The organism is Streptomyces sp. NPDC045701 (genome assembly GCF_056432045.1).
The window spans coordinates 45,334-65,355 of the sequence record NZ_JBWKJV010000008.1; the positions used below are offsets into that span (position 1 = coordinate 45,334).

Genomic DNA, 20,022 nt, shown 5'->3' on the forward strand with positions numbered 1-20,022 from the left:
GAGTGCCGGACGTGACCGCGCCTGACGGCGATCATGCCGTCATGACGCTCCCCCGCTTCCGGCTGCCGCGCCCGCACGGGTTCCTGGCCCTGGCCTGCCTGTGCTCCCTCGTCTCGGCGCCCCTGTGGGCCGACCGGACCGCCTCCGCCCGGTCGGCCGCCGAGGCGGTCACGTCCTTCCGCACGCCCACGCCGGGTGAGCGGGGCGCGGACGCCCGCCTCGAGGCCGTCCGCCACGATCCGCGGCTGCTGCGGCGCTTTGTCGAGCGGCTGCCCAAGGGCGGGGACCTGCACCACCACCTTTCGGGGGCGGTGGCGACCGAGTACCTCATCGAACTGGCCGCCGGGGACGGCTCATGCGTCGATACGCCGACCATGACCGCCGTCGCACCGCCGTGCGGCCCGGGCACCCGCCCCGTGTCGGACGCCCGGCGGGACCAGGCGTTCCACGAGGCCATCGTCCGCGCGTGGTCGATGCAGGACTTCCCCGCCGACGGCAACGGCCACGACCACTTCTTCGCCACCTTCGACAAGTTCCAGACGGTGGCCGAACGGCACCGCGGCAGGCTGCTGGCCCACGTCGCCGACGAGGCGGCCGCGCAGAACCAGTTCTACCTGGAGACGATGGTGACGCCGGCCGCCGAGGCCGCGAACGGCGTCGCGGCCGAGATCGGCACGGGCAGCGATCCCGCCCGGCTGCACGGCAGGCTCATCTCCGGTGGCCGGCTGGACCGGCTGGTGGCCCTCGCCCGGAGGGAGGCGGACGCCACCGAGCGGGAGTTCCGCACCGAGGCGCGCTGTGGCACCCCGGCGGCCCGCCCCGCCTGCGGTCTGCCGGTGCGCTTCGTCTCGCAGGTGTACCGGCTGGGTGCCGCGGAGCGGGTGTTCACGCAGATGGCGCTGGGGATGCGCCTGGCCGAGCGTGACCCCCGGTTCGTGGCGGTCAACCTCGTCCAGCCCGAGGACGCCCGTGCCGCGACGGCCGGCTACCGCCTGCACATGCGGATGCTGGCCCACCTGCGCGGGCTGTACCCGCGCGCTCACCTCACCCTGCACGCGGGCGAGCTGTGGCCGGGTCTGGTCGCGCCCGGGGACCTGACCTTCCACATCGGCGAGGCGGTCGGCGTGGCCCGTGCCGAACGGATCGGCCACGGGGTGGCCCTGGAGCACGAGGACGACTGGCGGCGGACCGCCCGCGCCATGGCGGCCCGGGAGATCGCCGTCGAGGTGCCCTTCACCAGCAACGCCCAGATCCTCGGCGTGAAGGGGCACGACCACCCCTTCGGCACCTACCGCCGCCACGGCGTCCCGGTGGTCCTGGCCACGGACGATCCGGGCGTCTCGCGCATCGACATCAGCCACGAGTACCAGTACGCCGCCGAGACGTACGACCTGTCCTACCGCGAGCTGAAGGATTTGGCCCGGGCGAGTCTGGAGTACGCCTTCCTCCCCGGCACCAGCCTGTGGCGGGGCAACCCCACCCGTGACGGGTACCGCCCGGCCGCTCCGTGCCGGGGCGCACGGCCCGGCGCGGGTACGCCCGGTACCGAGTGCCGCGCGCTGCTCCGCTCCAGCGCCAAGGCCGCCGTGCAGTGGCGTCAGGAGGTGGCGTTCCACGCCTTCGAACGCACCGCGCACGCCCTGCGCAGGCCGTGATCCCGGCTCGGTGCTCCGCGCCGGCGCCGAGCCCGCCGAGGACGTCCGCCGCGAGCGCCCGGCGCAGCGCGGGCGGGCCGTCCGCGGTCCGGCGGGGGCCTCGCCCCCGCGGCCTCCGCACGGGCCGCCGGTGGTGGGGCGGTGCGGTACGGGACGGCGGCAGCCCTCTGCCCCCACCCGGCCCGCTCCTCCCCGTACCAGCCGACGCGCCCGCCGACACACGGGTTCGGATAACCCTTCGATCCGCGTAGCCCGGCGCCTTACGATCATCGTTCGTGACCACCGGCATACGCCGCCTCCTCGGAGCCGGCCCCACCACGTCCGCCCGGGCCCCCGGTCCGGGCGACCCGGCCCGGCGCCGTGTCGTCGCCGCTCAGGCGGATCTCGACACCGGCCCGCTGCGGCACCTGCACCTGCCCGACCTGGACGAGCTGCGGGACCGGGGCGTGCTCGACGCCCACACCCTGCCAGACTGACGCGGGTGACGACGACGCGCCGCCCGCTGGGCCCCGGTCCCCGCCCCGACCCCGACTCCGCACCCGACTCCGCTCCCGTGCCGGACCCCGAGCCCGACGCGGGCCGTGCCCGGCGCGGCCGTACCGTCGCCGAACTCGCGGCCGAACCGCCGACCGCTACCGGCGCACCGGAACCGCGTCGGCGGCCGGCGCCCCGCCGGCACCTGGGCTCCGGTCCGAGGCCGGGCGACCCGGGCAGCCCCGGCACCCACGGCTGACCGTCACCGCACCACGGCCGGGCCGGCGGCGCGGGGCAGGCCCCCGGCCCTCGCGCGCGGCGGGCCCTGCCGAGGTCACCCCTCCAGGAGCGCGGTGTGTCGGCCGAGCCCGAGGACGGCCATGGCCTGCTCGGCCATGCGCTTTTCCCCGAGGGCGTTGGGATGGAGGGGCACGATGCCCTGCCCGAACAGCAGCGGCTCGATCCACCGGGTCCCGGATGCCTGCACGCGTCGTGGCCCTCGGACGTCTGGGAGAAATCCCCGTCAACGGCCCCGGTCTCCTCGGCGGCTCGCTGGATGACGGCGTTCGGATGCGCCTGGGTGCCGCGCGGGTGGGGCACGTCGCCGGCGGCTACCGGGAGCTCGGCGAAGCAGGACGGATCGGCGGAGACGGCGTCCGTCTGCGGGGCCAGGCCCGGGTACTGGGACTCGCCGAAGTGCTCGGTCCGGGCGGCCCCGCAGGTCACGTCCTTCAGCCGGGCGCCCGTCCGGGCGGCGATGACGTGCGGGTGGTTCGCCGTGGACCGCAGGCACAGCAGGTTCGTGGGGTCCACGGGGGAAACGCCCGAGCCTGCGCCGCAACGTCCCGCCCCGGGCCGCGGCGCACCGCACGGCGCGGTGTCGGGGCCGGTGTGGTGGCGGTGCCGGATTTCACCCCACCGGCCGCACCGCGGTGGTCGTGCCTCGGTCCGGCCACGGCCTGGCCGATACTCGGCTCGGGCGGAGCCGCGCCGGGCGTACGTCCTCTCACCTCGGCGTACTGGGCCGTGGCGGACCGGCCCCCGGAGTGACGGCCGGGCGCGGTGTCGAGGGGCCGACCCTCGCCGCCGGCCCTAGCGTGGCAGGGCAGGGGTGTCCGCAGGGCTGAGGGAGTCGGCACATGGCAAGGGAAGCGGGGCCGCTCCACGGCCGCACCGCCGTCGTCACGGGAGCGGCCCGGGGCCTCGGCGAAGGGCTGGCCGTGCGGCTGGCCGAGCGCGGCGCCAAGGTGGCTCTGCTCGGGCGGGAGGAAGCCGCCCTGGCCGCGGTCCGGAAACGGTTGCCGACCGAGTCGGCCTGCTGGGAGGTCGACGTCACGGACGATGCCCGCATGGCGGAAGTCGCCGCCGAGGTGAGGGAGCGGCTCGGACCGCCGTCGGTGGTCGTCGCCAACGCCGGCGTGGCGGAGGGCGGGCCGTTCGCCGAATCGGACCCGGCCTCGTGGCGCCGTGTCATCGAGGTGAACCTGGTGGGCAGTGCCATCACCGCGCGCGCCCACCTGGCGGCGCTGTTCGAGACCCGCGGCTACTTCCTCCAGGTCGCGTCGCTCGCGTCCATCGGGGCCGCGCCGATGATGAGCGCGTACTGCGCGTCCAAGGCCGGTGTCGAGTCGTTCGCGCACGCGCTGCGCGCCGAGGTCGCCCACCGCCGGGTGGCAGTGGGCATCGCCTACATCAACTGGACGGACACCGACATGATCCGCGACGTCGACGCGCACGCGGTCCTGCGGGAGCTGCGTGGCCACATGCCACCGCCCGCCCGCAAGGTCCATCCCGTCGCCCATGTGGCCGGACGGCTGGTCCGCGCGGTGGAGCGGCGTCGTCCCACCGTCTACGTACCGTCCTGGATGCGGGCGACGCAGCTGGTGCGGGCCGCCATGCCGCCCGTGGTCACGGCGCTGTCCCGCAGGGAACTTCCCCGGCTCGCCGCGGCCCGGCCGTTCGAGCCCACGGGTCTTCTGGGCCCCGGCGGTCTCGCCGACGCACCGGCGCCGCGCCCCTCTCCCTGACGCGCCGGCAGGCCGACGCGCCCATGGGCCGGTGGCGGGCCGCCCGGGTCACCCGTTCTCGGCCGTGGACCGCAGGTCGGGGGCGATACGCAACGCGGTGTCCAGACCGCTGAGCGTCAGGACGCGCCACAGCTTCGGGGACAGCGGACCGGCGACGACGAGACGCTGGGTGCGGTGTCCTTTGACGAGGGCGTTGAGCAACGTGGAGTCGCCGAAGGACACTTGGCTGAGGTCGACGACCGTGCGTGTCACCGCGGTGTTGTCGGCCGCCGTGGCGAGCGCCGCGTCGAGCAGGACGGAAGTGGCGACGTCGAACTCGCCGGCGCACAGGATGATCCTGGTGCCGTCCTCGTCCGGCAGTGCCTGCACGTACGCTCTCATCTGCCGCATCCCTCTTCGTCGCCGACACCGGCCGGCCGGGGTGCGGCGCGGCGTCCACCGGTAGATGGCTTCCGCGAGTAGCCCTCTCGCATGCGCTTCCTCACCCTTTGCGGCCAGGCGTGCCCGGCGGCACGCGCGGACGACTGACGGAGCGCGGCCGGCGCACCGTCCCGGTGCCTCATGGGCGGGCCGCGCGCGTGATTCCGCTACGGGAGGATCGGTTCGGCGATCGGCGAGAATCGCCGTGCCGCGAGGAACAGTGCGCCCGTCCCCGACGGCCGGACCAGAAGCCCCGTACGGAACGGGAGCGAGCCGCTGATGCAGGCGTAACGCCCTCATCACCAACCTCTCCGCGCGGGCACCATGTGACGCGCCGTTGACGGGCCCACGCCACTAATCGGATGGAATGACCGGTGCCCACCGGCGCACCCCGTGCCCGCCCGGCGCAGGGCGCGCACCGGACGTGGGCGGAACCGGGCGCCCACACCGACCACGTCCTCACGCTTCCGGAGTTGTTCGCCGACAGGGAGACGTTCCCCGAACAGCCCACCTTCGCGGACGCGGGACACCACGGGTTGCCGCGACGGCCGGCGGAGGGGCGCCTGGAGCCGGCCGTCTCGCCGGCGGCCGGTGCCCGGCTCCTGCTCGGCCGGTTCCGGGCGGCGTGGGGCGTGACTCGGCCTCTTCACGGCGCCGGCGCGTGAGGGACCGTGGCTCGCGGCGGGGGGTTGCCGGTGGGTGGTGCAGTTGCTCACAGCCGGGTGGGCGGAGGTGACGGCGGGCGCGTGGGCGCCGTCAGAGCAGGTATGAACAACGTGAACGAGATGAACGACGAGGCGATCGCCCGCGCGGTGCGCGGCATCGTCGCGATGGAGGCGGCGCGCGAGACGCTGGCCGCACGGGTCACGGCGCTGCGGACCGCCACGTCCACCGAGGAGCTGGCCGAGCGTGACCGGTGCGGGACCGCCATGGCGGAGGCCGACACCCGGATCCTGCTGGAGTCGATCGAGGTGCTCGGCCGGCTCGGCATGACGGCCGCCGCCATGGCCTGCTCGTACGTGGCCCGGGAGGAGGGCGTCCTTCCCGCGACGTGACCCCGGCACCCCCGTATGGCGTCGTACGGCGTCCGGCTCACCACACGGCGCACGGCGCCCGGACCGCTACGCGACGAGGGCGGCGGCGGGTTCGCCGAGGCGGGCGGCCGCCGTGCGCCAGGCGGCCGTCACCGCGCCGTACGCCTGAGCCGTACGCACCGCGTGGTCGCCGGTCAGGGTGAGCGGCGCCCCCACGTGGACGTGCAGCCCGGGGCGGCGGACCGGGGCCGTGACCAGGCCGGCGAGCTGCTTGGCCGTGCTCCCCGAGGTGACCCGGCGCGCCCCGGCCTGGCCGACCGGCACCACGGGCGCGCCCGTACGCTCGGCGAGCCGGGCCAGCCCGCTGCGGAAGGTGACCGGCGCGGCTTCGGCGGCGTCCTTGCGCGGCGGGATGCCGCCCTCGGCGTAGATGAGGACCGGGCGCCCCTCGTCCAGGGCGGCGGCGGCGAGGTCGAGGGCCCGCGCGGCACGCCGGTCGTGGCGGTGCACGGGGATGTGGCCCTCGCGGGAGAGCGCGTGGCCGAGGAACGGTATGCGCCACAGGCCGGCGGCGGCCATGACGACCGGCCGGACGCCGAGCCGGCGGAGCGCGGCGAGCACGACGGCCGGGTCGGCGAGCGACGTGTGGTTCGCGGCCAGGATGCTGCCCGGAGCGATGTCGGCACCGGTGTCGACGGTGACGGTGAGGCGCCCGATGGTGGGCACCAGGGCCTGGCTGAGGCGGCTGAGCATGTGGTTCTCCCCGTTCCGGCGATGTGATCCCCATCGTCGGCGGCCGGGACCCCGTTTCCCTGAGCACGCGTACTCAGCTCCCCGTCACCCGGTACCCAGGCGGCGCCCCGGGGGTACGCGGGCCGGACCGGGTCAGTCCACCCACACGCGCACCAGGCAGCGTCGTCCCGGCGGGTCGTCGGAGGCGTCGGTGAAGGCGGTTCTGCCGTGCAGGACCGCGGTGTTGTCCAGCAGCAGGAAGTCACCGGGGCGCAGCCGGATCCGCAGCGCCGTGCCGGGGTCGGCCAGGATCTCGTCGAAGGCGTCCAGGGCGGCGCGGTCGTCGCCGGACAGCGGCTCGCCGGCCTCGCGGTGGCCGCGTTCGATCCAGTACCGGTTGTAGCGGGTCAGCACCGATCCCGCACGGCGCTCGAAGACGGGGTGAACCCGGTCGAAGCCGTCCCCGCGCCCGAAGTGGAAGTCGCGGTACAGGCGCGGCAGTACGGCGGGGTGACGTGCGAGCAGCCGGTCGTGCACCGTACGGCCGTCGGCGAGCAGGGACGTGCCGCCCTGTGCGGCCTGCCGGACGCACAGCAGCCCGAGGAGACGGGGCGGTCCCGGCGGACCGGCGCGGTCGGTGTGGAAGGCGAGGTCCTGATCGTCCACGCCGTCCCGTACCGCGCCGGCCGCCGGATGCCCGGCGGGAAGCCGGGACGTGACGAGGACGTGGCCCTGCTCGGGGGCGTCCGGCGGCCTGGGTGTGCCGAGCCGCGCGGCGAACCGGTGCGCCAGGTCGAGGCACCGCGCGTCGCTCAGGCCGGTCAGCGGCCCGCCGCGTACCACCGCGAAACCGGGGCCCTCCGCCAACTGCCGGGCCAGGCGGGCGTCCAGCCCCTCCGACTCCGGCGGCGGGGCCCACGGGGGCGAGGGCTCGGCCGGCGGACGCCGGTCCGCGCGGTCGCCGGCGCGGTCGGCCCGCACCCCGTCCGCCCACGGGACCGGGAGGGTGAGGAGCCAGTCGTCCTCCCGCAGGGTGTCCCGGCTCCAGGCCCTGGGGCCGGGGGCAGCGACTCCGGCTGTCGGCATGACCGCCTCCGTGGGGCTCAATGGAGCAGGCAAGGGGCAGGCCTGCGGATCGTTCCCGTGGTCTTCGCGGCGGAAACCGGTGTCCGCGGAGAAATCCGGCGCGGGTCCGGGAGGCTGGTCACTGACGGAGGGCGGCTTCTGGGTCTCTGCCGGGTATGCCGCATACTCACAGCACATGCCCAATGCGAAGGATCGGGTGGAAACTAAACCGGTTGGTATGTATCTTCGGGCGGGAGCTGCGGGCGTGTCGCCCGTCAAGTACCTTGCATTCGAGGGGAGTCATGGCTACGAGCGCGTATCGGACGGAAGACCCTCTGAGCACCGCACCGGTCGGGGGCCGTGAAGATCCGATGCGCTGCCCGCCCGCCTTCCGCTTCCCCACCCTGACCACCACGGTGCCCAAGGAGTTCGTGCACCGGGCCGCCGTGGCCGAGGTGATGCTCACCGACTGGCGCCGCAGGAGCGACACCCGCTTCGACGTCACGGCCCAGTGGCCGCGCGGGCACAGCTTCTTCAGTCCGATACGCGGGCACCACGACCCGCTGCTCGCCGCGGAAACGATCCGCCAGGTCGGCTCGCTCCTGGCCCACGCGGAGTTCGGCGTTCCCTTCGGCCACCACTTCCTGATGTGGGACCTGGAGTACGCCGCCGAGCAGGAGCACCTCCTGGTCGGCGGCGCCCCCGCCGCGCTCGACATCGACGTCGACTGCACCGAGGTCAAGCAGCGGGGCGGCAGCCTCACCGGACTGCGCTACACGGCGGTGGTCCGGCGCGACGGCCAGGTCGCCGTGACCGGCGGCGCCTCGTACACCTGCACCTCCCCCGCCGTCTACCGGCGGCTCCGGGCGGGGCGCGGGCCGGACGACGGGCGGCCCGCGATCCCGCTGACCGCCCCCGCGTCGCCGCAGAGCGTGGGACGTACGTCCCCCATGGACGTGGTGCTCTCCCCCATCGGCGAGGAGAACCGCTGGCACCTGCGCGTCGACAGCCGCCACCACGTGCTGTTCGACCATCCCGTCGACCACGTCCCGGGCATGGTCCTGCTGGAGGCCGCGCGTCAGGCGGCAGCGTCCGTCCTGGGTGACGGCGAGATGCTCCCGGTCGCGATCACCAGCCATTTCACGCGGTTCGCGGAGCTGAACGCGCCCTGCGCGGTCGAGGCCACCCTCCTGCCCGGGGCGGGGGGCGGCCGCGAAGCGGTCCTGGTGACCGGCAGTCAGGAAGGGCGCCCGGTCTTCTCCTCGACCGTGACGGCCTCGCCCCGTCCGGTCTGATCCGGCGGGCCCCGGGGGCCGCGCCCACCCGCCCGTACGCCGGTGGCGCCAAGGGCTCCGCCGCCCCCAGGGCCTCGGGGCGCGGCCTGCGGCCCCTTCGGCACCGGCTCGTCGCTCCGGCCCCTCCCTCCCCCTCCCGACCGTCGGCCGGTCGCCCGGTCGCGGCCGGACAAGCCGGGCGGGCACGCCGGGGCCGGGGAAACCGGGGCCGTGACAGCAGCGGATTCCAGCCATTCCGGTCGCCGGGGGAAAGTGGTACCACGTTCACATACCGAGGGCAGCGGTAAGATACAGACCCAGCGGTTTGTTATTGGTGGACCGCACGTCCCGAGAGCCCGTGGAGGAGGCGAGAGTGGCGAAGCAGGACCGAGCCATCCGTACGCGCCAGACGATTCTGTCCGCGGCGGCCAAGGTGTTCGAGCAGCGGGGGTACCAGGCGGCCACGATCTCCGAGATCCTCACCGCGGCCGGAGTCACCAAGGGCGCCCTGTACTTCCACTTCGAGTCGAAGGACGATCTGGCGCAGGGAGTGCTCGCCGAGCAGGACCAGCGGCTGGTCGTACCCCGCCGTCCCTGCCGGACGCAGGAACTGGTGGACGTCGTGATGCTGCACGCCCACCGCCTCCGGACCGACCCCATGGTGCGCGCCGGGGTCCGGCTGTCGCTGGACCAGCAGGCGCAGGACCTCGACCGCTCGGGGCCGTTCCTGCGCTGGGTGCAGGTCCTGGAGCAACTCCTCGACGACGCCCGGACCCAGGGCGAACTGCTCCCCCACGTGGTCCCGACCGAGTCCGCCGAGGTACTCGTGGGCAGTTTCGCCGGCGTCCAGGCGATGTCCCAGGCCATCAGCGACTACCAGGACCTGCCCGACCGGGTGTGCGCCCTCCTTCGCCACATGCTGCCCACCGTGGTGCTGTCCTCGGTCCTCGCCTCCATCGACCTGTCGCATACCAGGGGGGCCGTCGTCCTGTCCGAGCTGGACGCCGCTTCCGCTGCGGATTCCCCCGCCGGACGGCTGGAACGTCAGCCCGTCGGCTGACCGGGCCCGGCCGTCGCCACGGCCGCCGGGGTGTTCCGCCCCCCGCTCCCGCCACCGTCCCCGCCGAAGTAGCCGGCCAGGACGGTGTCGAGCCGTCCGCCGTCCGGCGCCCAGCCGACGTACCCGTCGGGCCGTACGAGCAGCGCCTCGCACGGCAGGTCCCGCACCGGCGCGCAGCGGACCACCCGCAGACGGTGCGCCCAGGGCCGCGCGACGCCGAGATGACGTTCGCCGTCCTCGCCGAGGAGCAACAGGAGCGGCCTGCCCTCGCGCAGCAGGCCGATCACGTCCGTCGGCCCGTCGGCCGAGTCCAGGGCGACGTTCCGCAGGAAGGTGCCCTCCCAGCAGGACGACGGCGAACGCGTGGGCAGCACGGTGTCCTGGGCGCTGATCATCAGGCCGAAGTCGTCGCCGGCCCGGCCCACGTCCCCGCCCCGGATCCCGTGCCCGCCTCTGTCCCCGCCGGACGCGAGCATGCCGGCGATCAGGTCCCGCAACGGGTCCAGGGCGGGATCGGGGCGCATCAGCGCCACCTGGGCCCGGGTGTTGTCGACGACCCGCCGGGCCGCGGGGCGGCGCTCTTCGTCGTACGTGTCGAGCAGGTCGTCCCCCGCGTCGCCCGCCGCCGCGAGGGCGAGCTTCCAGCCGAGGCCGACCGCGTCGAGCAGCCCGGTGCTGAGCCCCTGGCCGCCCACCGGGAAGTGCACGTGCGCCGCGTCGCCGGCGAGGAAGACCGGGCCGGCCCGGAACGTCCGGGCCAGCCGGGTGAAGTCGCTGAACCTGCTGAGCCACCGGCCGTCGCTCATGGCGATGTCGCGCCCGGCGATGTACGAGGCTTCCCGGCTCAGTTCGGTGAGGGTGACGGGCTGTTCGCGGCCGGCCGGGGGCCGGTCGCAGTTCAGGGTGCGCAGGTGCGTGCCGCCGTCGGGGGCCTCCTTGACGACGAGCCACCCGCGCGGGGTGCGGTGCCAGCCGGGCGGGAGCAGGTGGGCGTGCTCGCCGCGCAGGCGGACCTGCCCCATGAGCGCGGTCGCGGTCGCCGGCCACGTGTCGGACTCGATGCCGGCGAGGCGGCGGACGGTGCTGCGGGCGCCGTCGGCGCCGACCGCGTACCGCCCGTGCAGGGTCACGGTTCCCCCCGGCCCCTGGGCCTCCACCCGTACGCCCTCGGGCGTCCGGTCGAGGCCCACCACCTGGTGGCCGCGCAGGACGCGGGCGCCGGCGGCCCGTGCCCGCCCTTCGAAGTGGCGCTCCAGTTCCGCCTGGGGCACCTTCAGGACGGGGTGCGGTTCGGTGGGCGGTGCGCTGATGACCAGGCCCGGTATGCCCGCGAAGTGGAAGGGCATGGTGTTCCCGTCGCCGCCCGTGCGCGCGAGGTGGTCCGGCAGGTGCCCGCGGCGAACCAGGCACTGGGCGGTCCGGGCGTGCAGCGTCGTCGCCTTCGGCCGTTCGGACGTCGTCGTGCGGTGTTCCACCAGGACGACATCGGTCCCCAGGGCGGCCAGTTCGGCGGCGAGCAGCATGCCGACCGGTCCGCCCCCGACCACCAGCACCCGCGCCCCTGCCCGTGCCTCTGCCGGATGAACCATCGCGGAACCGCCTCCCCTGCCACCGCCAACGCCTGCTGACCGGATGGTACGTACGCGGCCGCGGCGCGCATCGCGGCGGGGAGGGGGTGGCGGGCGGTACGGCGCGGCCGTCGGGCGTCGCCCTCCGGGCCGGTCGCGGGCCTGACCGGCGGCCTCCTTGAGCGGTTTCCAGTCGGCCGGCCTCCCTGGGCGGTCCCCCGCGGCGTCGGGGAACCGGCCTCCCGTCGTACGGCGTGTCGAGCGGCGTCACGTCGTTCACGCGGAAGGGCACGACCGTGCGCGAGTTCCCCGTCCTCCGTACCCGCGGTGCGGCGCCTGTCCCGTCCCGGCTCTCCGGGCCGCCGCCCGTACCGCTCCCGCCGGCGGGAGCGCCCCGGGGACGGGCGCGTGAACAAATCCTGTTGCGGTGCGCTCGCCGGCGCGATCACCGTGTGGGTGCTCCTCGGCCTCGTCGTGTCGGGGGAGACCTCTACCTCCCGCTCGTCGCCCTGGCGTTGGTACGGGTCCTGATCGAGGGCGAGCACGGCTGAGGCCGCCCCCGCCCCGCCGCCCGCCGGACCGCGTCCGGGCCACCTCGGGACCGCGTCCGCCCGGCTGGCACCATGGGTGTCCCACCGACCGAGGAGACCAGCCATGCCCGCCCGCCCCGGCCTGCTGTACGTGACCGATCTGGCCTACCCGGCCCGGGGGCGGCGCTACTGCGACGAGGACATCCTCCTGTCCTCCCGCCTCCGCGCGGACTTCGACATCGCCCTGTGCCACCCGCTCGACGCCGCCGCCCTCATGGACCGCTTCGACGTCGTCGTGGTCCGGAACAGCGGGCCCGTACTGCACTACCAGGCGCAGTACGACACCTTCCGTGAGCGCGCGACGGCGCACGGCACCCGTGTCTACAACCCACTGACCGGCCGGGCCGACATGGCCGGCAAGCAGTACCTGCTGGACCTGACCCGAGCCGGTTACCCGGTCATCCCCACCGTCGACCGTCCCCAGGACCTCGGGCTCCTGCCCGAGGCCGGCCAGTACGTGGTCAAGCCGAAGGCCGGGGCGGACTCCATCGGCCTCCGCTTCGTGCCCCGGGACGGACTCGACGGGGTCGCCCACGGCGAGGTCCTGGTCCAGCCCCGGATCGACTTCCGCTACGAGGTGTCGTTCTACTACGTCGACGACACCTTCCAGTACGCCCTCCACGCCCCCGACCCCACGCGGCGCTGGGAGCTGGAGCCGTACGCGCCGACGGAGGCCGACCTCTCCTTCGCCCGGCGCTTCATCGACTGGAACACCCTCGGCCACGGGATCCAGCGCGTGGACGCCTGCCGCACCCCGGAAGGCGACCTGCTCCTGGTCGAACTGGAGGACCTCAACCCCTACTTGTCCCTCGACCTGGTCGACGACCGGACCCGAGACGCGTTCGTCACCGCCATGACGTCCTCCCTCCACCGGTTCCTGGGCAGGTGAAGCAGCGCTTCCGTCGGCGAGCGCCGAGACGCCGCACAAGCGCCCCGCCCGCGGGCCCGGCCCACGAGCGCACCGGGCTCCCGTGCCGGGTCGACGCGCCGCGTCGGGACGGCCTCGTACATCGGACAATCCGGTGCCGTCACCCGTCACGGTGGTTGCCGGGCGGGTCCCGTGCGCGGCCCCGCGGGCTCAGGGCACCGTGGGGGGATGCGCCTTCGCTCGATCGCCCCGCCCGTCCTCACCGCCCTGCTGCTTCTGTCCGGGTGCACCACCGTCGCGGGCGTGCCGTCCGCCCCGCGTCCGAGCCTCGCGCCCGCGGGCGGCCGGCTCCCCTCCCCCGTGCGGGAGTCCCCGGCCCCACGCCCCGCACCGCCGCGCGAGGAGCTCGCCGGCACCGGCCCCGTACCCGCGCCGCCGCACCGGGCCGAACGGCGGGCGCCGGACGCCGCCGAGGATCAGCGCCGGTACACGCCGGGGCAGCGCCGCGCCACCGCCCGGGACGAACGGCCCGTCGACGCGCCGCGGGCGAGGAAGCCCCGCAAGAACCGTGCCGAATCCGCTCCCCGGCGGCCGCTGCCGCGCCGGTCCGTCAGCATGCGGGACGTGTGCCGCGCGTCGCACGGTGTGGCGGACCCCTCCATCGTCAGCCTCTGCCACCGGGCGTACGGCTGACCGCGCCGTGGCCTCGCTCAGCATCAGCTACCGGACGCCCGCGGAGCTCATGGCCGAGGCCGAGCAGGTCGTCCGCGCCGTGCTCCCGGACGCCAATGTGCCGGCCTCCGTGCGCAGCAGCGGAATCCCCGTGGTGCACGGCTCGGTCGCGGATCCGCGTCCGAGCCTCTCTGCTGTCGGCGAAGAGTCCGGGAAGCCGTCCGCGCACGGTGGTTGGCTGGCCGGATGGAGATACTGATACTGGGTGGAACGGCCTGGCTGGGCAGGGAGTTGGCGCGACAGGCGGTGGGACGCGGCCACCGGGTGACGTGCCTGGCCCGCGGCGAGAGCGGACGTGTCGCGGACGGGGCGCGGCTGGTCGCCGCCGATCGGCGCGAGGCCTCGGCGTACGCGCCGCTCCTCGACCGTGACTGGGACGCGGTGGTCGAGGTGTCGTGGCAGCCGGGGTTCGTGCGCGGGGCGCTCCGCGCGCTCGCCGGCAGGGCCCGGCACTGGACGTACGTCTCGTCCATCAACGTCTACGCCTCGCACGCCGCGCGGGGTGCCGACGAGTCGGCGGCCCTCCTCGCGCCGACCGACCGCGACGAGGTCGACCGCACGGCGTACGGCGAGGCGAAGGCGGCCTGCGAGGAGGCGTCGAGCCGCGCCGTGGGCGACCGTCTCCTGATCACGCGCCCCGGTCTCATCGGCGGCCCGGGAGACCACAGCGGGCGCTCCGGCTACTGGGTGGCCCGCGCCGCGCGCGACCGCCGGGGGTCCATGCTGGTGCCCGACGCGCCCGGCCTGCCGACCCAGGTGGTCGACGTGCGGGACCTCACCTCCTGGCTGCTCGACGCCGCGACGGAGGGGCGGGCCGGCACGTACGACGCCGTGGGCCCGGTCGTTCCGTTCGAGGAGTGGATCGCGCTGTCGCGCGCCGCCGGCGGGCACACCGGCCCGGTGGTCACCGCCGACGCGGCGTGGCTGCTCGCGCGGGGCGTTGCGCAGTACATGGGTGCCGAGTCGCTGCCGCTGTGGCTCGTGGAGCCGGGTTCGGAGGGCTGGTCCGCCCGTAGCGGCTCGGCCGCCCGCGCCGCTGGGCTCCGGCACCGTCCCCGGGCGGAGCTGCTGGCCGACACGCTGCTCTGGGAGCGGGCGGAGGGCCTGGACCGGCCCCGGCGGGCGGGCCTCAGCGCCGGGCGGGAGCGCGAGTTGCTGGACGCCCTGCTCTGACGGCCGCTTCCCCGCGCCGGGGCCCAGCCGCTCCCCGACGCCGGTGCGGCGTCCGGCGGCGCGGTGAGGCGGGGCTCCTTCCCCCGGGGGTGGCGGGAAGTTCCGCCCCCGAGGGGTCGGCTTCGGCCAAAGGGGACGGCGCGCCCATGGGGCTGTCATACCGGCCTGTTATCTTTGCGTGACATGGCGGGCGTCACCCTCTGTCACTCTCTGGGGTGCGCTTTCCTGTTGTGCCATCGCGCCGGTAATCGGATGCCGGGCCGCACCCGCGAGTGTCCGCGGGGGTCCGGGCCACGAGTCATGGCTGGACGGGGATGACCAAGCACATCGACCGGAGAAGAGCGGCGGGCGCGGGGCGCACCGCGGCGGGGCCCCGGGCCAGGGCCCGCGGCAAGCGGCGCAGGCCGCGCGCCTCGCGTGTCCTCCGCCGCCCCGACTATCCGCGGCCGGGCCGGAGCGGCTGGCGCCGGTGGGTCCCGTCCTGGCGCCAGACCCTGACCTCGTTCCTGCTGGCCGTGGCAGCCGTCTCGGGAGTCGTGGCCATCGCCTACGTACGCACCGACATACCGGAGGGCCTGAACGGTTTCGCCACCCAGCAGGACAACGTCTACTACTGGGCCGACGGCTCGCCGATGGCCCGCACCGGATGGGTCAGGCGCCAGGAGATGCCCCTGGAGAAGATCCCGGAGCACGTCCGCTGGGCGGTGCTCGCCGCGGAGAACGCCGGTTTCTACTCCGACCCCGGAGTCTCCGTGAGCGGTGTCACGCGGGCCCTGTGGCGGACGATCGGTGACGGCGACACGCAGGGCGGGTCCACCATCACCCAGCAGTACGTCAAGAACGTCTACCTCAGTCAGGACCGGTCGCTGTCCCGCAAGTTCACCGAGGTACTCCTCGCCATCAAGGTGGACCGGCAGCACAGCAAGGACCAGATACTCGAGGACTACCTCAACACCAGTTGGTTCGGGCGCGGTACGTACGGCCTGCAACGCGCCGCCCAGGCGTACTACGGCAAGGACGTCACGCAGCTCAACGCGAGCGAGGGCGCCTTCCTCGCCGCCCTGCTGAAGGGCGCCTCGCTCTACGACCCCGCCATCTCGCCCGCCAACCGCGAACGCGCCGTCGAACGGTGGGCGTGGACCCTGGACCGCATGGTCGAGATCGGCAGGCTCTCCCGCGAGGAACGGGCGCGCTACACCACCTTCCCCGAGCCCAGGATCCCGACCACCCCGAGCACCTCCGGCGGCCAGAACGGCTACCTCGTCGAGCTGGCCGAGACGTACGCCAAGCGTGCCGGACGGATCAGCGACGCGCGGTTCGACCTCGGCGGGTACCAGGTCTACACGACCTTCCAGAAGCCGCGTACGGCCGCCCTCACCAAGGCCGTCGAGGCGGCACGCGCCGGCCTGGACCCGGAGAACCGAGCAGCGGACCGGTACGCCCGGTTCGGAGCCGCGTCGGTCGCCCCCGACGGCCGCATACTGGCCGTCCACGGCGGACCGGACCACCAGAAGCAGGCGTTCAACGAGTCCAACGCCGCCACCGTCCCGGCCGGGACCGTCTTCACCCCCTTCGTCTACGCCGCCGCCCTCGAACACGGCGTGCAGCTCGAGCGCGGCGGCCCCCGTACCCCGGTCACTCCCTCGACCGTCTACGACGGCGACGACGGCGTCCCCCTGCGGACCCCCGAGGGCCCGTACTGGGACCGCGCCGGGAAGATGATCAGGGCCACCAACCTCGACGGCCGGTCCCATGGCCGCATCAGCCTCCGCCGCGCCCTGGCCGAGTCGGCCGACGCGCCCTTCCTCCAGCTCGGCATGGACGTCGGCCTCGAACAGGTGCGGCGCACCGCGCAGTCGGCCGGCCTCCTCGGCTCCAGCCTCGGCCCCCCGGTCCCCGACTTCGCCCTCGGCAACTCCACGCCGAGCGCCATCCGCATGGCCAGCGCGTACACCGTGTTCCCGGGGCGCGGCACGCACACCGAGCCGTACTCGGTCGTGCGCGTCAGCCACAAGGGAGAGCCCGTTCCCCTCGCCGCCCCGCGCAAGCAGCGCGCCGTCGGCCCCACGGTGGCCGATCAGGTCACCGACGCGCTCTCCCGCGCCCGCGAGCACGACAGCGAGGAGCGCGACCCCGAGGGGCCGGGCGACGCGGCGGGGCCGGACGGCGCGGCGGGCAAGGCCGGCGGCACCCGGGACGACACGGCCCGCTGGTACGCCGGTTACACGCCCACCGAGGCCACGGCCGTCGTCGTCTACCGCATGGACCTCGCCAAGAGCCTCGCACCGCTGCCCCTCACGGGCCTCGGCGGCGACTCCGCGGCCGGGGCCGACCGCCCCGCGGCGATATGGAACCAGTACATGGACGCGGTGCGGGACGGGTCGCACCGCTCCGGCGACGAACGGGGGAAGACACGATGATCCGGAACCACCCGGCCGTACGGCGCCTGCGGGAACGCACCACCGCCCGGGGCATCGCGCTGGGCGTCACCGCGGTCCTCATCGCCACCGGCGCGAGCCTGGTCCCACTGGTGACCGGCGGCGAGGACGACGACCTCGCGGCGACGGCCGACCGCACGTCCGCCCCCGCACCCCGGCCCCCGGCGGGGCATAAGGGCGGCGGCGCCGAGAGCTCCGACGAGGAGTGGGACGGCCGGGTGCGGATCCTCGGCGACGGCTCCACCTCCTACACCGGCCCGCAGCCCGGCCGGCTCAAGCCCCAACGGCTGAAACCGGGCCAGCGGCCTCCCCAGTTCGTCGTGTTCTCCTGGGACGGCGCCCTGGAGGGCGACGACCGGCTCTTCTCCCGCTTCCGCCGCGTGGCGAAGGAGAGCGGCGCCCATATGACGTTCTTCCTCACAGGCATCTACCTGTTGCCGAAGGAGAAGAAGGACCTCTACCGGCCGCCTCGGCACGGCGTGGGAGCGGCGGCGATCTCGTACCCGACCCGCGACCACATCCGCACCACCCTGGAACAGCTCGGCAAGGCGTGGAAGGAGGGGCACGAGATCGGGTCCCACTTCAACGGCCACTTCTGCGGCGCCAAGGGCGGCGGGGACTGGAGCGCCGCGGAGTGGACCAGCGAGATCGACCAGTTCTACTCCTTCGTACAGAACTGGAAGACCAACACGGGTTTCACCGACCTCGACCCCCTCCCCTTCGACCCCACCCGCGAGGTCGTCGGCGGACGGGCGCCCTGCCTCGAAGGACAGAAGACGCTCATACCCGCGTCCAAACCCTTCGGCTGGCGTTACGACGCCAGCTCGTCGGGCGACTTCCAGATCTGGCCGTCCAAGAAGAACGGCGTCTGGGACCTGCCGTTGCAGATGCTGCCGTTCCCCGGCAAGGACTTCCAGGTCCTGTCCATGGACTTCAACTACCTCTACAACCAGTCCAAGGGGCTCACGGACGGCGATCCGGCGATGCGCGCCACCTGGCGCGAACAGACCCGCGACTCGTATCTCGCCGGCTTCGAACGCGTCTTCCACGGCAGCCGCGCGCCGATGTTCATCGGCAACCACTTCGAGAACTGGAACGGCGGCATCTACATGGACGCGGTGGAGGACGTGATGCGCGACGTCTGCCCGCGCAAGGAGGTCCGCTGCGTCTCCTTCCGCGAACTGACCGACTGGCTCGACGCGCAGGACCCGGACGTCCTGGCCCAGTGGCGCACCCTCGATCCCGCGCAGCCCCCCGGCTGGTCGTCGTCGCCTGGCAGGTGACCGGGCCGCCGCCGATGGGGCCGGCCCGCGTCCGGGCCTCCTACGATGTGGGCGGACGAGGAGAGGACCCCATGGTGGTCGGGTGGCAGGCGGACGAGCGGGCCCATCGGAAGCAGCGGTGGTCGGCCAGGGCGTCCCTGGCGTCGGTGACGCTGGCCGCGCTGCTGCCCCTGTTGTACGGAGGTCTCGGCGGCGTACTGCTTCTCATGGTCGGCGCCGCGGGCATCGCCGTCACGGTGGCCGGCTTCTGGTGGGCGCTGACGCGGCGCGGCACGGCTCGCGCGGCCGCCGTGGTACTCGCGGTGTCGGCGCCGACAGCCGTCGTCGCGATGTTCGCCGCCGCGAACCTGCTGTGGGTGGTCGTGCTCTCCCTCACGCTGTGGGTCGCGGCCGTCTGGAGCGGGCGGTACGCGCTGCGGAGCACCGGCCTGCGGCCCGTGCGGATGAAGGAGCACCGCACGCCGCCTCCGCGGCGCCCGTTCCTCGTGATGAACCCGCACTCGGGCGGCGAGAAGGTGGAGCGGTTCGGCCTCAAGGAGAAGGCGGAACGGCTGGGGGCGCGGGTGGTGCTGCTCGGCGCCGAAGGCCCGCGGGACGTCACGGAACTGGCCCGGCAGGCGGTGGCGGACGGCGCCGACCTGCTGGGCGTCGCCGGTGGTGACGGCACCCAGGCACTGGTCGCCGCGGTCGCCGCCGAGCACGGTCTGCCGTTCCTGGTCGTCTCCGCGGGCACCCGCAACCACTTCGCGATGGACCTGGGCCTCGACCGCGACGACCCGGCCGCCTGCCTGGACGCGCTCACCGACGGTGTCGAGCTCCACGTGGACCTCGGCTTCGCCGGCGGGCGCCCGTTCGTCAACAACGTCTCCTTCGGCGTCTACGGGACGGTGGTTCAGAGCCCCGCGTACCGGGAGGACAAGGTGGGCACCGCGCTGGACCTGCTGCCGGAGCTGCTCACCGGGCAGAGCGGCCCGAGACTCACCGCACGGGCCGGCGGGACGACGCTCGCCGGACCGCAGGCGCTGCTGGTGAGCAACAACCCCTACCGGCGGGACGATCCGGCCGGCCTGGGCCGCCGTGAGCGCCTGGACTCCGGTGTGCTCGGTGTCCTGGGCATCCGGGTGGACAACGCGGCGGAAGCGGCCGGTCTAATCCTCGATCCGGAGTCGGGCGGGCTGACGGTGCTGACGGCCCGTGAGGTGGTGGTCGACGCCGACCTCCCGACCGTCGACGTCGGCATCGACGGCGAGGCCTTCGTGCTGCCCGTCCCCGTGCACTGCCGCATCGCGCCCCGGGTGCTGCGCGTCCGGGTGCCCCGGGTGCGGCCCGGGGTCCCGCCGCCCCAACCCCGCCTCGACTGGCGCCGGGTGCGCAAGCTCGCCGCGGCGGTGAGCCGCACGGCGGTCACCGGCCGCACGGCCGGCGGGCAGGGCCTGCCCGGGTGACGGCCGCCCGGCGGGCGGAGGCGCCGGGCGGGAGCGGCGGACCGTACGGGGCGGGCGGCGATCCGCGCAGGACGGACGGGGAACGGCGGGCGGGACCGCCCGCGCGACTGTGACCGCGCAGGCGAAACGGTACGCCTGGTGCCGACCGGGGCGGGTCGGACGTATCGGCCCCGCGGGGTCCGTG

Annotated in this window: 19 protein-coding genes and 1 pseudogene; 15 read left to right on the plus strand and 5 right to left on the minus strand. The window is 74.7% G+C overall.

Annotated elements, in window-relative coordinates; translation table 11 throughout:
* The first annotated feature begins 41 nt into the window (after nucleotides 1-41).
* From AC07DW_RS12020 to AC07DW_RS12030, 3 genes are all read left to right on the plus strand, one after another.
* Nucleotides 42-1,655 carry an adenosine deaminase family protein gene (locus tag AC07DW_RS12020; RefSeq protein ID WP_478857532.1) on the plus strand — a complete coding sequence of 538 codons (1,614 nt, stop codon included), beginning with the start codon at nucleotides 42-44 and terminating at the stop codon, nucleotides 1,653-1,655.
* A 275-nt stretch (nucleotides 1,656-1,930) separates the two neighbouring features.
* Nucleotides 1,931-2,131, plus strand: coding sequence for a hypothetical protein (locus tag AC07DW_RS12025; RefSeq protein ID WP_478857533.1), 201 nt, complete (start codon nucleotides 1,931-1,933; stop codon nucleotides 2,129-2,131).
* Between the two features lie 5 nt (nucleotides 2,132-2,136).
* Nucleotides 2,137-2,388 (plus strand): hypothetical protein, encoded by a 252-nt coding sequence (locus AC07DW_RS12030; protein WP_478857534.1) that lies wholly within the window; start codon nucleotides 2,137-2,139, stop codon nucleotides 2,386-2,388.
* Between the two features lie 75 nt (nucleotides 2,389-2,463).
* Here AC07DW_RS12030 and AC07DW_RS12035 read toward each other — a convergent pair.
* A pseudogene (locus AC07DW_RS12035) lies at nucleotides 2,464-3,038 on the minus strand (SGNH/GDSL hydrolase family protein).
* Nucleotides 3,039-3,268: 230 nt separating this feature from the next.
* Here AC07DW_RS12035 and AC07DW_RS12040 point away from each other — a divergent pair.
* Nucleotides 3,269-4,156 (plus strand): SDR family oxidoreductase, encoded by an 888-nt coding sequence (locus AC07DW_RS12040; protein ID WP_478857535.1) that lies wholly within the window; start codon nucleotides 3,269-3,271, stop codon nucleotides 4,154-4,156.
* A 48-nt stretch (nucleotides 4,157-4,204) separates the two neighbouring features.
* On the opposite strand, the gene AC07DW_RS12045 is transcribed toward AC07DW_RS12040, so the two are convergent.
* Nucleotides 4,205-4,537, minus strand: a complete 333-nt coding sequence (locus tag AC07DW_RS12045) for an STAS domain-containing protein (protein WP_478857536.1) — start codon at nucleotides 4,535-4,537, stop codon at nucleotides 4,205-4,207.
* Between the two features lie 413 nt (nucleotides 4,538-4,950).
* On the opposite strand from AC07DW_RS12045, the gene AC07DW_RS12050 reads away from it, so the two are divergent.
* Both AC07DW_RS12050 and AC07DW_RS12055 read left to right on the plus strand, forming a co-directional pair.
* Nucleotides 4,951-5,241 (plus strand): hypothetical protein, encoded by a 291-nt coding sequence (locus AC07DW_RS12050; protein ID WP_478857537.1) that lies wholly within the window; start codon nucleotides 4,951-4,953, stop codon nucleotides 5,239-5,241.
* A gap of 102 nt (nucleotides 5,242-5,343) precedes the next feature.
* On the plus strand, nucleotides 5,344-5,631 hold the full coding sequence (locus AC07DW_RS12055; RefSeq protein WP_478857538.1) for a hypothetical protein: 288 nt from the start codon (nucleotides 5,344-5,346) through the stop codon (nucleotides 5,629-5,631).
* A gap of 66 nt (nucleotides 5,632-5,697) precedes the next feature.
* On the opposite strand, the gene AC07DW_RS12060 is transcribed toward AC07DW_RS12055, so the two are convergent.
* Both AC07DW_RS12060 and AC07DW_RS12065 read right to left on the minus strand, forming a co-directional pair.
* Nucleotides 5,698-6,363 carry a lysophospholipid acyltransferase family protein gene (locus AC07DW_RS12060; protein ID WP_478857539.1) on the minus strand — a complete coding sequence of 222 codons (666 nt, stop codon included), beginning with the start codon at nucleotides 6,361-6,363 and terminating at the stop codon, nucleotides 5,698-5,700.
* 132 nt (nucleotides 6,364-6,495) lie between these two features.
* Nucleotides 6,496-7,428, minus strand: coding sequence for a TauD/TfdA family dioxygenase (locus AC07DW_RS12065; protein WP_478857540.1), 933 nt, complete (start codon nucleotides 7,426-7,428; stop codon nucleotides 6,496-6,498).
* 350 nt (nucleotides 7,429-7,778) lie between these two features.
* On the opposite strand from AC07DW_RS12065, the gene AC07DW_RS12070 reads away from it, so the two are divergent.
* Both AC07DW_RS12070 and AC07DW_RS12075 read left to right on the plus strand, forming a co-directional pair.
* Complete coding sequence (locus AC07DW_RS12070; RefSeq protein WP_478857541.1) at nucleotides 7,779-8,702, plus strand: ScbA/BarX family gamma-butyrolactone biosynthesis protein; 924 nt, start codon at nucleotides 7,779-7,781, stop codon at nucleotides 8,700-8,702.
* A gap of 352 nt (nucleotides 8,703-9,054) precedes the next feature.
* Nucleotides 9,055-9,741 (plus strand): ScbR family autoregulator-binding transcription factor, encoded by a 687-nt coding sequence (locus tag AC07DW_RS12075; protein WP_478857542.1) that lies wholly within the window; start codon nucleotides 9,055-9,057, stop codon nucleotides 9,739-9,741.
* On the opposite strand, the gene AC07DW_RS12080 is transcribed toward AC07DW_RS12075, so the two are convergent.
* Complete coding sequence (locus AC07DW_RS12080) at nucleotides 9,726-11,330, minus strand: FAD-dependent monooxygenase (RefSeq protein ID WP_478857543.1); 1,605 nt, start codon at nucleotides 11,328-11,330, stop codon at nucleotides 9,726-9,728. The two genes, AC07DW_RS12075 and AC07DW_RS12080, sit on opposite strands and share 16 nt — an antisense overlap.
* Nucleotides 11,331-11,963: 633 nt before the next feature.
* Between AC07DW_RS12080 and AC07DW_RS12085 the strand changes: the two genes are divergently transcribed.
* From AC07DW_RS12085 to AC07DW_RS12115, 7 genes are all read left to right on the plus strand, one after another.
* Nucleotides 11,964-12,788: an ATP-grasp domain-containing protein gene (locus tag AC07DW_RS12085; protein WP_478857544.1), complete on the plus strand. Its 825-nt coding sequence runs from the start codon at nucleotides 11,964-11,966 to the stop codon at nucleotides 12,786-12,788.
* A gap of 207 nt (nucleotides 12,789-12,995) precedes the next feature.
* On the plus strand, nucleotides 12,996-13,460 hold the full coding sequence (locus AC07DW_RS12090) for a hypothetical protein (protein WP_478857545.1): 465 nt from the start codon (nucleotides 12,996-12,998) through the stop codon (nucleotides 13,458-13,460).
* A gap of 7 nt (nucleotides 13,461-13,467) precedes the next feature.
* Complete coding sequence (locus tag AC07DW_RS12095) at nucleotides 13,468-13,698, plus strand: hypothetical protein (protein ID WP_478857715.1); 231 nt, start codon at nucleotides 13,468-13,470, stop codon at nucleotides 13,696-13,698.
* Nucleotides 13,686-14,672, plus strand: a complete 987-nt coding sequence (locus AC07DW_RS12100; protein ID WP_478857546.1) for an NAD-dependent epimerase/dehydratase family protein — start codon at nucleotides 13,686-13,688, stop codon at nucleotides 14,670-14,672. Before AC07DW_RS12095 ends, AC07DW_RS12100 begins: the two co-directional genes overlap by 13 nt.
* A gap of 314 nt (nucleotides 14,673-14,986) precedes the next feature.
* Entirely contained in the window at nucleotides 14,987-17,092 is a 2,106-nt protein-coding gene (locus AC07DW_RS12105) for a transglycosylase domain-containing protein (protein WP_478857547.1), read from the plus strand.
* Nucleotides 17,089-18,393 (plus strand): polysaccharide deacetylase family protein, encoded by a 1,305-nt coding sequence (locus tag AC07DW_RS12110; protein ID WP_478857548.1) that lies wholly within the window; start codon nucleotides 17,089-17,091, stop codon nucleotides 18,391-18,393. Before AC07DW_RS12105 ends, AC07DW_RS12110 begins: the two co-directional genes overlap by 4 nt.
* Nucleotides 18,394-18,464: 71 nt before the next feature.
* Nucleotides 18,465-19,838, plus strand: coding sequence for a diacylglycerol/lipid kinase family protein (locus AC07DW_RS12115; protein WP_478857549.1), 1,374 nt, complete (start codon nucleotides 18,465-18,467; stop codon nucleotides 19,836-19,838).
* Nucleotides 19,839-20,022: the final 184 nt, after the last annotated feature.